General features: G+C 73.9%; 12 protein-coding genes. 6 read left to right on the top strand and 6 right to left on the bottom strand.

What is annotated here, in order from left to right; all coding sequences use genetic code 11:
* Positions 1 to 3: 3 nt before the first annotated feature.
* Positions 4 to 1326, bottom strand: coding sequence for a hypothetical protein (locus ACFY15_RS09045; protein ID WP_390687121.1), 1323 nt, complete (start codon positions 1324 to 1326; stop codon positions 4 to 6).
* A gap of 185 nt (positions 1327 to 1511) precedes the next feature.
* Between ACFY15_RS09045 and ACFY15_RS09040 the strand changes: the two genes are divergently transcribed.
* Positions 1512 to 2399, top strand: coding sequence for a hypothetical protein (locus tag ACFY15_RS09040; protein ID WP_390687120.1), 888 nt, complete (start codon positions 1512 to 1514; stop codon positions 2397 to 2399).
* Position 2400: 1 nt separating this feature from the next.
* Positions 2401 to 2985: a hypothetical protein gene (locus ACFY15_RS09035; protein WP_390687119.1), complete on the top strand. Its 585-nt coding sequence runs from the start codon at positions 2401 to 2403 to the stop codon at positions 2983 to 2985.
* Between the two features lie 63 nt (positions 2986 to 3048).
* Here the strand turns inward: ACFY15_RS09035 and ACFY15_RS09030 are convergent, their stop codons facing one another.
* Complete coding sequence (locus tag ACFY15_RS09030) at positions 3049 to 4101, bottom strand: M4 family metallopeptidase (RefSeq protein ID WP_390687118.1); 1053 nt, start codon at positions 4099 to 4101, stop codon at positions 3049 to 3051.
* 455 nt (positions 4102 to 4556) lie between these two features.
* The gene (locus tag ACFY15_RS09025; RefSeq protein WP_390687117.1) at positions 4557 to 4880 is read right to left on the bottom strand and encodes a plasmid stabilization protein; all 324 of its coding nucleotides are present in this window, start codon (positions 4878 to 4880) and stop codon (positions 4557 to 4559) included.
* Positions 4881 to 5208: 328 nt separating this feature from the next.
* On the opposite strand from ACFY15_RS09025, the gene ACFY15_RS09020 reads away from it, so the two are divergent.
* On the top strand, positions 5209 to 5733 hold the full coding sequence (locus ACFY15_RS09020; protein WP_390687116.1) for a DUF5709 domain-containing protein: 525 nt from the start codon (positions 5209 to 5211) through the stop codon (positions 5731 to 5733).
* A gap of 15 nt (positions 5734 to 5748) precedes the next feature.
* Here the strand turns inward: ACFY15_RS09020 and ACFY15_RS09015 are convergent, their stop codons facing one another.
* Entirely contained in the window at positions 5749 to 7998 is a 2250-nt protein-coding gene (locus tag ACFY15_RS09015) for a catalase (RefSeq protein WP_390687115.1), read from the bottom strand.
* Between the two features lie 238 nt (positions 7999 to 8236).
* Between ACFY15_RS09015 and ACFY15_RS09010 the strand changes: the two genes are divergently transcribed.
* Positions 8237 to 8467, top strand: coding sequence for a DUF6480 family protein (locus tag ACFY15_RS09010; protein WP_390825269.1), 231 nt, complete (start codon positions 8237 to 8239; stop codon positions 8465 to 8467).
* Between the two features lie 209 nt (positions 8468 to 8676).
* Here ACFY15_RS09010 and ACFY15_RS09005 read toward each other — a convergent pair whose 3' ends face one another.
* The gene (locus ACFY15_RS09005; RefSeq protein ID WP_390825268.1) at positions 8677 to 9171 is read right to left on the bottom strand and encodes a flavin reductase family protein; all 495 of its coding nucleotides are present in this window, start codon (positions 9169 to 9171) and stop codon (positions 8677 to 8679) included.
* Between the two features lie 202 nt (positions 9172 to 9373).
* Here ACFY15_RS09005 and ACFY15_RS09000 point away from each other — a divergent pair, with 202 nt between their 5' ends.
* Positions 9374 to 10294 (top strand): Rieske 2Fe-2S domain-containing protein, encoded by a 921-nt coding sequence (locus ACFY15_RS09000; RefSeq protein ID WP_390687113.1) that lies wholly within the window; start codon positions 9374 to 9376, stop codon positions 10292 to 10294.
* Positions 10295 to 10352: 58 nt separating this feature from the next.
* On the opposite strand, the gene ACFY15_RS08995 is transcribed toward ACFY15_RS09000, so the two are convergent.
* Positions 10353 to 11978 (bottom strand): NAD(P)/FAD-dependent oxidoreductase, encoded by a 1626-nt coding sequence (locus ACFY15_RS08995; protein WP_390825267.1) that lies wholly within the window; start codon positions 11976 to 11978, stop codon positions 10353 to 10355.
* Positions 11979 to 12214: 236 nt separating this feature from the next.
* On the opposite strand from ACFY15_RS08995, the gene ACFY15_RS08990 reads away from it, so the two are divergent.
* Positions 12215 to 12997 carry a lysophospholipid acyltransferase family protein gene (locus ACFY15_RS08990; protein WP_390687111.1) on the top strand — a complete coding sequence of 261 codons (783 nt, stop codon included), beginning with the start codon at positions 12215 to 12217 and terminating at the stop codon, positions 12995 to 12997.
* The last annotated feature ends 54 nt before the right edge of the window (positions 12998 to 13051 follow it).

Here is a 13051-nt window from a genome sequence, read left to right as displayed (position 1 = left end):
CCCTCACTTGACCAGCGTGTTCCAGTCGGGCGCCTGGGCGGGGTCCAGCATGCGCAGCTGGGCCAGGATTTTGGGGTCCTGGGCGTCGAGCCAGTCCGACAGCTCCTTGAAGGACACGCAGCGGACGTCCGAGCGCGGGCAGACGTCCCGCATCACGTCCTCCACGGCCTGCATGTAGATGCCGCCGTTCCAGTCCTCGAAGTGGTTGCCGATGAACATGGGCGCCCGGCTGCCGTTGTAGACGCGGTTGAAGCCGTTGAGGTAGGAGCCGCGGGTCTGCGCCTCCCAGGCCGGGTACTTAGCCGGGTCGCCCTTGGTGCTGTCGCCGGACTGGTTGTAGAGGAAGTTGAAGTCCATGGAGAGGACCTGCAGCTCCTTGCCCTGGAGGGGCACGAGCTGGAGCGGGAAGTTCCAGATGCCGTTCATCTTCGACGGCCACAGCTGGAAGTCGCCCGAGGAACTCGCGTCGTAGCGCCAGCCGTACGGCTTGATCGCGGTCAGCAGGTTCTTCTGGCCCTCCAGGCAGGGCGCACGGCCGCCGACGACCTCACGGTCGGGGTCGAAGGGCAGGGGGGCTTCCTTGGTGAAGCCGGTGTTCGTCTTCCAGTTCTTGACGAACGCGTACGTCTGGTCGATCTCGCTCTTCCACTCGTCGGGGCTCCAGTCCCCGCCGCCCTTGGGGCCGCAGAAGTGCCCGTTGAAGTGCGAGCCGATCTCGTTGCCGTCGGTCCAGGCGCCGCGCAGCTGGGCCAGGGTGGACTTCACGTGCGGGACGGTCGGGTAGGAGATGGCGGCCGCGCCCTGCGGGTGCTGCGGCGGGCGGTAGAGCATCTTCTTGCCGTCGGGCAGGAGGTAGATGCCCGTGAGGAAGAAGGTCATGTGGGCCTTGTTCTCCTTGGCCACCTGACGGAAGTGCGAGAACAGGTGGTCATCGCCTTCCAGGGCGCCGTCCCAGGAGAAGACCACGAACTGCGGCGGCTTCTCGCCGGGCTTGAGCTTCTCGGGCTTGAGCTGGTTCGGCTGCGGCCCGGTGTAGGAGGTGGAACCGTCGCCCAGCACCTTGACCTTGCCGTCCCACGGCTCCTCCGCGCCCTTCGCGGCGGCGGCCGCCTCGGCCGCGCTCTCCGAGGCCGCGAGCTTCGCGTCGCGCCGCGCCGCCCCCGGGTCGCCGCCCAGGGTGAAGGCGTATGCAGTGGCCGCCGCCCCGGCGACGGCCACGACGGCTATGGCTATGCCCAGGCGCTTGCGGCTGCGCGCCTTCCGCTGGAGCTTGCGGGCACTCCGGGACTCCGTCCGGTTGCCCGGAACGGTGTCGGTGTCGGCCATGCCTGTCGTCCCCCCTGATCACCGCAGCCGGGCCGCCGCGCGTGGATGGTTCGTACGAATATAGAACTTGTCGACCCTCTTCCCGCACCCCGGACCCCACTATTCCGCTCGTTCACAGCCACCTCACAGCCCGTCCGGGCCGCGTTCACCGCGCGTGTCCCCGGGTAGGCGCCGGGCGCGACCCCGTGCTCGGCATCGAGCGGCTGCGGGAGGCCTACCTCGCCCGCGACCCCGGCTACGACCGGGGGATCACCGTGCCGGCGATCGTGGACGTCCGAACCGTTGAGGTGGTGACGAACGACTTCCCGCGGATCACCCTCGACCTGTCGCTCCAGTGGGCCGCCCACCACCGCGCGGGCGCGCCGGCGCTCTACCCGTGGGAGCTGCGGCCGCAGATCGACACGTGCCGCCCGCCCACAACCTGCTGGGCTGAACTCGTAGTTCCGCAGGAAGATTGCTGTGGTTTGTCCTCATATGGGGTGGGCAGCCGCGCTGGTACGGGCGCGAGGTGCCCGGGACGGAGGACCGAGATGTCGACAAGCACACTCATAGCCGTCGTGGTGGCCGCGGTGATCGTGGTCCTCGCCATCACCGTGACCCTGGCACTGCTCGCGCGCCGGCGCCACCTGCGCCGCCGTTTCGGACCCGAGTACGAGCGCGCGGTCGACGAGAAGGGCGGCGTCCTCGCCGCCGAACGCGACCTGCGGGCCCGCGAGGCCCGGCACGACAAGCTCGACATCAGGGAACTGCCCCCCGAACGGCAGCGCCAGTTCGCCGACCGGTGGAGCGAGGTCCAGGTCCACTTCGTGGACCGGCCCGCGGGATCGGTCGACGAGGCCGACGACCTGGTGGCGAAGCTGATGAGGGAACGCGGCTACCCGACGGACGGGTACCGCGGAGCCGTCCGCGACCTGTCGGTCGAGCACGGGCGGACGCTGGAGCACTACCGGGCCGCGCACGAGGTCAGGTCGCGCAGCGCGGACGGGCAGGCGACCACGGAGGAACTGCGCGCGGCGATGGTCCACTACCGCGCCCTGTTCGACGAACTGCTGACGGATCAGAGGAGTCGGTGACATGGGCACCCACGACAGGACGCAGCGGGGCGCGGCCCCCCTGACCACGGAGGACCTGGCGGGCCCGGGCACCGGGCGCGCGGACGCCGGGCCTCCGGTATACCCCGGCGAGGCGACCGGGGAGACACTGTCCGGCGGGTCCACCGCCGATCTGCGCGAGGAGGACGGGTGGGCCGGGACCGACCGGCCGGACGAGGTGTCGCACGACGTCTCGCACGACGTGTCGGCGGACGGGGCCGGGGCCCGGGAGGAGGGCACGACAGCCGGGCGGCGCCCCGCCGAACCGCGGGGCGGGACCGGGGCGGAGAGCGGCGACGGGCAGCCGCTGCTCGACACCGTGGACGCCGAGCGCTACCGGACGGCCTGGGGCGAGATCCAGGGCCGCTTCGTCGACGACCCGCGGGAGGCCGTCACCGCAGCGGACACCCTGGTGGCCGAGGTCATGCAGAGCCTCGCCGGCACCTTCTCCTCGCACAAGCAGGAGCTGGAGGGGCAGTGGCAGCGCGGGGACGACGTGGCCACGGAGGACCTGCGCCAGGCCCTGCGGCACTACCGCTCGTTCTTCAACCGCCTGTTGAACGCCTGAACCGCGCCGTCCGCGCGGGTGCCGCCCGGCCCGGGGCCAGGCCGGCGGCACCCGCGCGCCCGGCTACACGCCGGGGATCTCGCGGGCCCTGAAGGCCGCGCGCACGGCGGCCGCCGCCTCCGCCCCGTACATGCGCTGCGCGGTCGCGACGGTCGTCAGCGCCGCGTCCCGGAAGTCGGTGTCCGGCCGGAAGCCGAACTGGGCGTCGACGATGATCCGGCCGGCCGTGCGGGCGCCGAGCGCCTGCCGGATGTCGAACAGCGCCCGGGACCAGATCTCCCCGTCCGCGTGGACCTCGCCGACGCGGTCGGCGTAGACCTTGTCCCCGTCGACGCGCCGCAGGCAGTGCGGGGCCGCGCTGTACTCGACCGAGTCCCAGTCGCCGACGCAGGCCAGGTCGGTGCGGCGCGGCCAGCCGTGGGCCTCGTCCGCGTACGCGCCGACGGAGACGGCCAGGTAGTCGCCGAACGCCTCGCCGATCGCTCCGGCCTCCGGGGAGGTGCCGAAGCCGGGAACCTGGGCGTTGTGCACGGCGTGCCCGTACTCGTGGACGATGACCTCGGCGTCCTCGGCGTCGTCCACGCCGCCCTTGCCGAAGCGGATCTCGGCCTTCTTGTCGGAGAAGAAGGAGTTGTCGGCGCCCCACTGGTTGATCCGGACGGGCTGTACGCGGTCGTTGGCGCCGGGCAGGTCGCTGCCGAAGCCCAGGCTCTGCAGGTACTCCTGCGCCGTGTCGACCCAGAAGTACGCCATGACCTGCTCGAACCGGTCGTCCTTGCGGCTGTACGAGCCCACGTCCGCGAGCCGCGCCGCACCGCCGGTCTCCGACCGCACGGCGGCCCACTTCCCGGAGAGGGAGCCGCTGCCGTCGAGGTTGCGCAGCGCGGCCAGGGTGTAGGCGGATTCGGGGACGGCGGCGTTGCCGTCCTTGCCGTCGGTCAGCGACTGGTCGCCGGAGGACTGGACGGGGTTGACCATGAAGATCCGCGCCTGGGGCGGAGCGGAGGCGGCCGCCCCGCTGCCCGCGGACTGCGCGGAGACCGGGCCGGCGAGGGCGAGCGTGGCCACGGTGGCGCTGGCCGCGGCGACGAGGCCGCGGGATATGCGGCGAGCCATACAGATCCTCCTGGGACGGGGATGGCGAGGTGTGTGCGAGGTGCGGCCGTGATCCTTGCGCACGCGACCCCCGTTTGACCAGGCCCGGGACGCCCCCGGGTGCGGTCCGCCGGAAATCCTCCGGTCCGCGCCGGGCGCGCCCGGCCGGCACGCAGACACGCAGGAGCCCCCCGTTCCCGTGACGGGCTCGGATCCGAGCATGGGGCACGACGGTCGTCGACCTCACCCCGGCCAGGCCGGCGGCCGACCCCCACCGCTTCCCGGCCCGCGCCGTCCCACGCGCCAGCGCAAGGGTGCCCGGCCCCCCCAGGGGGGAGGCGAGGGGGCCGGGCGGGACCGCGGGGGTCGTGAATCGGGGGGGAAAGATCACGACGCGCCCCGCGGGCCCGCCGTGCGTCTGCCCCGCTCTCGGGCCCCGAATCCTCCGTGACCCGCACCGTCCGCGCGGGGCGGTCTCAGCGGCCGAGGGCCTCCTTGAGCTCCGCTTTGTCCATCTGGGAGCGGCCCTTGATGTTCCGCTTCCTGGCCTCGTTGTAGAGCTGGTCCTTCGTGGGCCCCTGGGAGCCGCTGTGCGACCGCTGTCCGCCTCGCTTGGACGAGGACATGTCCTCGATGGACGACCTGCTGGCCGTCTTCGACTCGCCGGAGCGGGCGCGTTCCTTGTTCACCGTCCGGGCGGCGATCTCCTCGGCGCGCTTCTCGGACTCGCCGCGGTCGAGCGCCGAGTCCTTGATGTGCTCGTACTGCCGCTCCCGCTTCGGGGAGGAGCCACGGGGCATGGCCTTCTCCTTTCCGTTCCTCGGGGGACGGGCCGGCGCACGCCGGCCGTGTGCGACGCCTACCCCGTCCGGGCCTGTCCACGCGCCCGCGCTCCCCGGCATGGGCCTCCGGATCCGGGGAAGAAGCCCGCGTCCGAGAGGAGGTCGCCATGTCGGTGAGGAGGAGCAGCCACCCGGACGCAGCCCCCCGCCGGGCCGCCGCGGAACCGTCGGGGCCCTGGCAGGACTTCGACGAGGTGATCGAGCGTATGCTGGAACTGTTCCAGGCCGGTCGCCCCGCCCGACGCCGGCACGGCAGTGCGGTCCCGCCGGAGAGGAGCCGACGGCCATGAGCAGCAGCGAGCCCCGGGGGGACGATGTCTACCAGCCCCACGACGAGGCGGAGCCCGGCGAATCGCAGCCGGACATGGAGAACGCCCTCGGCGAACCCGACCTGGACCAGACCCTGGACACGGGCTATTCCCCGCCCGAGCGGCCCCTCGCGGTCACCCGGCACGGCACCACGGCGGAGGAACAGCACACAGGGGAGACGCTCGACCAGCGGCTCGCCCAGGAGCAGCCCGAGCCGGACCCCGCGGCGGACGACGCGGCATCCGGCTCGGAGTCCGTCCCCGGCGAGGACCTGATCGGGGACGGCGGGGGCGGAAGCGAGGACATGTCCGGCGATCCCCACGGCGACGCCTCCACTGCGGGCCGCGCCCGGGCCGGCCGGATGGCCCCGGCGGACGACCCGTCGCCGGTGCGGCGGCACCTCTCCGTACTGGCCCGCGACACCGGAATCAACGGCGGGGCGGCCTCCGCCGAGGAGGCCGCCATGCACGTGGTCGAGGAGGAGCCGGAGGAGGAGCCGTAGGCGGTGGGGAAGGGCTCAGCCGTTCGGGGCGGGGAAGCGGTCCCAGACCCGGTGCCTGCCCAGCGCCACGGCGAGTGCGTCGAGCACCGACTCGCCCGAGTCGCCGACGATGACGCCGGGCCCGTCGGTGGCGATGCCGGCGGCCTCCAGCGCCCGCTCGCCGCCGTTCCAGCCGGCGATGGCCTTGCCGTGCCGGTAGGCCTCGGTGACCAGGAGCAGTACCCGCGGGTCGAGCTGCGGACTGCCGGGGACGCCCGCCTTGGCGTCGCGCGCACCGTCGGCGTCGGCGGCGGGCCGTGGGGCACCGGCGAGGACGAGGGCGTCGTACTCGACCGATCGCGCGGTCGCGAGGGTGCGCTGTACGCCGACGGGTTCGTCCTCGCCGTCGTCGAGCGTCCCCCCGGTCGGCGCGATCACGAGCGGGAGCATGCCCTGCGCGACGGCGGCCCGCTGCACGGCCCGCACCTCCCCCGGTTCCGTGTCCGGGCCGGCGACGATGCCGATCACCCGGCCGTCGACCGGCCAGGTCCCTCCGACCTGGGACAGCGCGGGGCTGGGCTCGACGTCGGCGAGGGGGACGGTGGGCTCGGGGACGGGCAGGCCGAGCCCGGCGGCGACCTGTGCGCACAACTCGGGGTCGATGTTGGCGAGGACGCCCACCGCCCTTTCCCTGACCGCCTGTTCGTAGCACTTGCCCAGTTCGAAGGTGTACGCGGCGATGATGTGCTCTCGCTCCGTCGGGCTCATGCTCAGCCAGAACAGGCGCGGCTGGCTGAAGTGGTCGGAGAAGGAGGCGGCGGCCTCCCGGCTCTTCTTCGCGGCGGGTACGTGCACCGGCGCTTCGACGTAGGCGGCCGAGTCCGCGCCCGCCAGGAAGGGACAGCCGCCGTCCAGGCTGTTGGGCCGGTACGGTGCCACGCCCGTGTGCACGGCCGTCTGGTGCATGCCGTCGCGCATCATGTCGTTGACCGGGACGTGCGGTCGGTTGACCGGTATCTGGGCGAAGTTGGGGCCGCCGAGGCGGCTGATCTGCGTGTCGAGGTAGGAGAAGAGCCGGCCGGCGAGCAGCGGGTCGTCGGTGACGTCGATGCCCGGCACCAGGTGCCCGGGGTGGAAGGCGACCTGCTCGGTCTCGGCGAAGAAGTTCCTGGTGTTGGCGTTCAGGATCAGCCGGCCGACGGGCTGCACGGGCGAGAGTTCCTCCGGCACGATCTTCGTGGGGTCGAGGAGGTCGATGCCCTCGAAGGTCTGCTCGGGGGTGTCGGGGAAGAGCTGGATGCCCAGTTCCCACGCGGGAAGGGCACCGGACTCGATGGCGTCGAAGAGGTCGCGGCGGTGGAAGTCGGGGTCCGTTCCGCCGATCAGCTGGGCTTCCTCCCAGGTCAGGGAGTGCACGCCCAGTTCGGGCTTCCAGTGGAACTTGGCCAGTGCCGTCTCCCCCGCCGCGTTGGCCAGCCGGAAGGTGTGGACGCCGAAGCCCTCCATCATCCGGTAGGAGCGGGGGATGCCCCGGTCGGACATGTTCCAGAGGGTGTGGTGGGTGGCCTCGGTGTGCAGGGAGACGAAGTCCCAGAAGGTGTCGTGCGCGCTCTGCGCCTGCGGTACCTCTCGGTCCGGGTGGGGTTTGGCGGCGTGGACGACGTCGGGGAACTTGATGGCGTCCTGGATGAAGAACACCGGGATGTTGTTGCCCACCAGGTCGAAGGTGCCCTCCTGTGTGTAGAACTTGACGGCGAAGCCGCGGGTGTCGCGTACGGTGTCGGCGGATCCGCGCGAGCCGAGGACGGTGGAGAACCGGACGAAGACGGGCGTTTCCACGTCCCTGCCGAGGAAGGCCGCCCGGCACACCTCGCCGGCCGCGCCGTAGCCGCGGAAGACGCCGTGGGCGCCCGCGCCCCGCGCGTGCACCACCCGCTCCGGGATCCGTTCGTGGTCGAAGTGGGTGATCTTCTCGCGCAGGTGGTGGTCCTGGAGGAGAACCGGACCGCGGGAGCCGGCCTTCAGCGAGTGGTCGGTCTCGTACGGGCGGGTGCCCTGCGCGGTCGTCAGGTAGGCGCCGCTCTGGGCCTCGCGTGCCTGCCGCACGCCCGTGGCCTGGCCGGTGGGGCTGACGGACTCCGGGCCCCTCTGGTCCGGCCTGGGCGGCAGCGGCGGGCGCGGACGGGCCGGCTCCTCCACCCCGGGGGTGCCGGCTCCCGGCTTGCCCGGTACCTCGGGTGCGGAGTGCGCGGGAACGGTGCGCTCGGGCTCGTTCTGCTCGGACATGCTCTCTCCCGGGAGTTCGAGGGACGGCAGGATCGGTCGCCTCCGGCGCCGCGCTGACAGTGGCCGCCGGCGGTCTCGGAACGGCGCCTACCCGGGCGCGTCCGGCCGAACCGGGAGCTCTTCCAAGCAGCGCGCGGGGGACGGGACGGGGAGGAGGCTTCGTGCAGAGGGACGCGGCCCGCCCGGGGAAGTACGTCCGCCCGGGCATGGCCGCCCCGTTTCCGGGGACACGCCGGACATGAGTACCCACTCCCCCGACCCCGATCCCCGCACCACCACCGGTCTGGAGCCGGGCGGCTCGGTGCCGCCCGGCGAGACCCCTCCCGCCGAGGCGAGCACCGCCTCGGGCGCCGGACCCCACCGGCCGCTGAAGCGCGGCTGGTCCAAGGGCCCGCTCGTGGCCATCGTGGCCCTGGCCGTCATGGTCGCACTGTTCTTCCTCGCGTACGGGATCGTGCTCGCCCTGTGACGCGGACGCCGGGCGCGTCCCCGGCGACGCGGATCCCTTGGACCGCCGCGGACCGCCTCGGGGCGGAGGCGGGCCCGTACGCGGCCGGCGTGTCGGGGCCGTGCGCGTCACGCAGTCCCTGAACGGCGCCGTGACGACGGGGCGGTCGCGGTGCGTCCCTCGCGGAAGCGAGCGCCCGGACTGTCGATGCCCCTGAGCGGCAAGGCCGGTCAGGCCGGGTGCCCGGCCTCGATGTCCCGGGCGTCGCCGTACCGCAGCGGCGCGGCGGCGGGCCCCGGGGCCGCTGTCCCGCCGTCGACGGGAACCAGCAGGAAGCCCTCGTGGTCTCCCCCGGCGAAGACGGCCTCGATCCGCCCGGTGAACCAGGCCGCCACGCCGGTCAGGACGGGACTGCCCTCCCGCCCGGGCCGCCAGTCGATCCCGGCGAACTTGTCCGTGCGGTCCCCGGTGCTGCCGCCGAAGAGCCGGGCCAGCGCCTTCTGGTCCCTGCCCAGGACGTGCACGGTGAGATGCCGGGCGCGGCGCGCCACCGCGTACGTGTGGTTCTCCACCGACAGCCACACGACGAAGCGCGGGGGGTCGATCGAGCACTGCGAGGCGAATCCGACGAGGCAGCCGGCCCGCTGCCCGTCCGCGGCCGCCGTGACCACGTACAGCGGGCCGTCCTGCGCGACGGCGAAGTCACCGAGGTCCGGTTCCGTCATGGCGGCCCTCTCCCTGACGCTTGTGCCCCCGCCCGCCCCTGCCCCGACCGACGGCCGGCCATGCGTGCGGCGCGCGCCGCACAGGAGGTCCGGGGGCACCCCGGGCCCGGCTGCGACGGGACTTTGGCCGCGCGCCCGCACCGGGCGACCGTACACGCCTCCCGCGCACATGGCTCCGGCCGCCCCGGGTAGACGCGAGCCCATGGACACGCACCGCAGGACACCAGGCCCGGGCCCGCTGCTGGCAGTGGTCGAGCGGATCGAGCAGGCCCCGCAGGCCGACGCCCTGATCGGAGGGCTCCGCAGAGCGGTCCGGGCCCTTCCGCTCGGGGCGGCGCGCGACCTGCTCCACGGCCGCCCCCTGGGGCACCCGGCACACCCCCTGCTGGTCCAGGTGCCCGTCGGGACCTGGCTCTCGGCCTCCGTACTGGACCTGCTTCCGGGGCGGCAGCGCGCCGCGCCCCTGCTGGTCGGGGTCGGACTGGCCGCGGCGGTCCCGGCGGCCGCCGCGGGCTGGGCGGACTGGGCGGAGCTGCCGCCCGAGCAGGCCCGTACCGGGCTCGTCCACGCCCTGGCCAACACCGCCGGGGTCGCCCTCTACGCCGCCTCGCTCCACGCCCGCACCCGCGGCCGGGGACTGCGCGGCCGGGCCCTGGCCATGGCCGGGCTGGCGACGGTGGGCGCGGCGGGCGCGCTCGGCGGCCATCTCGCCTACCGGCAGGCGGCCGGCGCCAACCACGCCGAACTGGTCGGACACCGGGTCCGGGACGGGTGGCACCACGTGGGGCCCGCGGCCGCCTTCCCCGTGGGCCGGGCCACCCCCGCCCGCATCGACGGGGTGGACGTCCTCGTCGTGCGCGAGGAGGACGGCACCGTCCGCGCACTGGCCGACCGCTGCTCCCACATGGGCGGCCCGCTGTCGGAAGGGGAGGTCGAGGACGGCTGCGTCCGCTGCCCCTGGCACCGCAGCCTGTTCCGGCTGTCGGACGGCTGGAACGTCGAGGGGCCGGCCACCGCCCCCCAGCCGGCCTTCGAGACCCGCGTCCTCGGGGGGCGCGTCGAAGCCCGCCTGCTCCGCCTCCATGAGCCGCGCCGCCGCGGCCGGGGGCCGACGGCCGCGTGACCGGGGTGGAGGCCCCACCACATGTCCGAGTTGCGGCCTCCGGCGACTGCAGGTGCCCTCAGAACCCGCCGAAGGCGCCGGCCTCCCGGAAGCGGCCCGAGTGGCGGCGGCGGTATTCGATCAGGTAGTGGGCCACGGCGGCGCCCTCGCCGACCGCGGCGCCGACCCGCTTGACGGAGCCGGCGCGCACGTCGCCGACGGCGAAGACACCCGGCAGGCTGGTCTCCATCGGAAGGGCGTCGCGGCCGACGCCGCCGGTGCCGGTGAGGACGTAGCCGCGGTCGTCGAGATCCAGGGCGCCGCCGAGCCAGTCCGTCGACGGGCGCCCGCCGATCAGGACGTACAGGCAGCGGGCGGGGACGGTGCGCTCGCCCCCGGTGCGTTCGCGCAGCCGCAGGCCGGTCAGCGTCGTCCCGCCCAGGCACTCGGCCACCTCGGTGCCGAGCAGGACGTTCAGCCCGGGCGTCCGCTCGATCCGCTGAACCAGGTAGTTCGACATGGAGGCGCCGAGGTCGGTGCCGCGGACGACGAGGGTGACGGAGCGGGCGTAGCGGGCGAAGTAGAGCGCGGCCTGGCCGGCGGAGTTGCCCGCGCCCACCATGTAGACGTCCTCGCCGACGGTGGAGGGGGCGTCGGAGAGGGAGGCGCCGTAGTAGACACCGGAGTTGAGGAGCCGTTCGGTGCCCGGGCTCGCGAGGCGGTTCCACTCCACTCCGGTGGCCACGACGACCGCTGCCGCCGAGACCGACGCCGTCTCGGCCGTGCCCGCCTTGACGAACTCGACGGTGTGGTCGCCCGACTGCGCGGGAATCAGGCGGGTCGCCACCCGGGTGGGCTGCCATTCGACGCGGACCCGGCGGGCCTGCTGGAGGGCGCGCTGTGCGAGGTCGCCGCCGGTGAGCCCGACCGGGAAGCCCAGGTAGTTCTCGATCCGGGAGGTCGATCCCGCCTGGCCGCCGGGCGCGTCGTCCTCGATGACGACCACGCTCATGCCCTCCGCGGCCGCGTAGACGGCCGTGGAGAGTCCGCCGGGGCCGCCGCCGATGACGGCGACGTCGTAGTGCTCGTGCTCGGCCGGCCTGATGAGGCCGAGCCGGTCGGCCAGTTCGCTGATCGAGGGGTCGACGAGTTCGGTGCCGTCGCCGAGCCGGACGGTCACCGGTGCGTCCGGCAGTTCCTCCTGCGGCACCCACCGGAAGAGGACGTCGCTGCGGCCGAGGAAGTCCCGTACGGCGTAGGCGGCCGGCGAGAAGCGGTGGCCGCGCACCTCGGCGGTGGGGAGGTCGCCGCGGCGCGCGGCGTTCCAGGTGCAGAGGGAGTCGTCGAGGGCGGCCCGCAGCCGCTCGGGCAGGCCGGTGCCGCCGTCGGGGGCCGCCGCCGGGGTGCGGTCGACCACGGTGACGGACGGGCCGGACGGGCCGGTGGCGCCCTCGGTGAGGAGCAGCCAGCGGGTGGCCGGGTGCCGTTCGGGGTACGCCCCGGGGTGCTCGTCCGTGACCACCGCGCAGACGGGCACGTCCCGCCCGGCCAGCGCGTGCAGCACCCGCTCCGCCTCGGTGAGCCCGCCGACCTGGAGGACGCGGAACGACGTCCGGTACCAGCCCTGTACGAGCTCGGCCGTCTCGTGGCGGCGGAGCGGATCGGGGTCCGCGAGAAGGATCACCGGCAGCGCGGTCTCGGCCATGGGGGCTCCTGGGGGGGGTTCGATCGGTGAACGGTCCACCCGGTCAACGAGCCGAAGATCGTTGCGTGGCGCGCGTGGCGCGGGTCCGGGCCGGCTCGGGGGAACGGGCGAACGAAGACTCGACGGACGAATTCGCCGCGTCCTCGTGATCAAAGGGGCCTTGCCGCCGTTCACCGTGGAGGCCCTTGCCGCGAGGGCTGGTTGGCCTACCGCACGGAGAAGGGGAGGACCGTCTCGTGTCCGAGAGCCTGGCCGATGTCATCGAGGTCGCCGGGAGCGAGCTGCGCTTCCTGCGCAAGCTGCTCGGGGATGCCGGCGAGAACGCCTGGGAGCGGCTGCTCGAATGGTTCATCGACGACTGGTTCCGGCTGGACGTGCTGGGGCTGGAGAACATCCCCGCCGAGGGGCCGGCGGTACTGGTCTCCAACCATTCCGGGGCCTGGGGGCTGGACGCGTTCGTCCTGCAGAAGGCGCTGCTCCGCTCGCTGCGGCGCCGGCTGCACGTGCTCGCCGCGCCCTTCGTCTTCCGGCTCCCGGTACTGGGTCCGTACGCCGCGCGGAAGGGCGCCGTCCCGATCGACCCGAGGGCGGCGATGAAGCGCCTGGGCGACGGTGAGCTGGTCGCGGTGTTCCCGGAGGGGGTCTCGGGGCTGGAGAAACCGTTCCGCGACCGCTACCGGCTCCAGCCCTTCAGCCCCGGATTCGCCGTGGCCGCCCTGCACACCGGGGCGCCGATCGTGCCGGTCGCCGTCATCGGGGCCGAGGAGTCCTCGCCCAAGCTCGGGGAGCTGCCCGCCCTGGCCAGGTTCCTGGACCTGCCCTACTTCCCGCTGACCTCGCCCTTCCCGCTGCCCGCGAAGTGGCTGGTCTCCATCGGCGAGCCGATCGAGCCGCCGGAGCGGCCCAGGGGCTTCGGCGAGCGCTCGGCCGCCGCCCGACGGCTGTGCGCCGAGGTCCAGGCCACCGTGCAGGACATGGTGGAACGGGAGCGCGAACGGCGCGACTCCCTCCTCCGGTAGCGACGGACCCCGCGGGGCGGGCGGCGCCGGGCCGCCCGCCCCGGAGAGTACGGG

The sequence above is a fragment of the Streptomyces sp. NPDC001373 genome (assembly GCF_042895815.1).
In the GTDB taxonomy this organism is placed as follows: Bacteria; Actinomycetota; Actinomycetes; order Streptomycetales; family Streptomycetaceae; genus Streptomyces.
Note: the sequence above shows the minus strand (reverse complement) of the source record. Positions and strands in the feature narration are given on the sequence as shown.

Bases quoted from the DNA above. Each gene is read 5' to 3' on its own strand.
- ACFY15_RS09045 (WP_390687121.1), bottom strand. From the start codon at position 1,326: ATGGCCGACACCGACACCGTTCCGGGCAACCGGACGGAGTCCCGGAGT.
- ACFY15_RS09035 (WP_390687119.1), top strand. From the start codon at position 2,401: ATGGGCACCCACGACAGGACGCAGCGGGGCGCGGCCCCCCTGACCACG.
- ACFY15_RS09030 (WP_390687118.1), bottom strand. From the start codon at position 4,101: ATGGCTCGCCGCATATCCCGCGGCCTCGTCGCCGCGGCCAGCGCCACC.
- ACFY15_RS09025 (WP_390687117.1), bottom strand. From the start codon at position 4,880: ATGCCCCGTGGCTCCTCCCCGAAGCGGGAGCGGCAGTACGAGCACATC.
- ACFY15_RS09020 (WP_390687116.1), top strand. From the start codon at position 5,209: ATGAGCAGCAGCGAGCCCCGGGGGGACGATGTCTACCAGCCCCACGAC.
- ACFY15_RS09015 (WP_390687115.1), bottom strand. From the start codon at position 7,998: ATGTCCGAGCAGAACGAGCCCGAGCGCACCGTTCCCGCGCACTCCGCA.
- ACFY15_RS09010 (WP_390825269.1), top strand. From the start codon at position 8,237: ATGAGTACCCACTCCCCCGACCCCGATCCCCGCACCACCACCGGTCTG.
- ACFY15_RS09005 (WP_390825268.1), bottom strand. From the start codon at position 9,171: ATGACGGAACCGGACCTCGGTGACTTCGCCGTCGCGCAGGACGGCCCG.
- ACFY15_RS09000 (WP_390687113.1), top strand. From the start codon at position 9,374: ATGGACACGCACCGCAGGACACCAGGCCCGGGCCCGCTGCTGGCAGTG.
- ACFY15_RS08995 (WP_390825267.1), bottom strand. From the start codon at position 11,978: ATGGCCGAGACCGCGCTGCCGGTGATCCTTCTCGCGGACCCCGATCCG.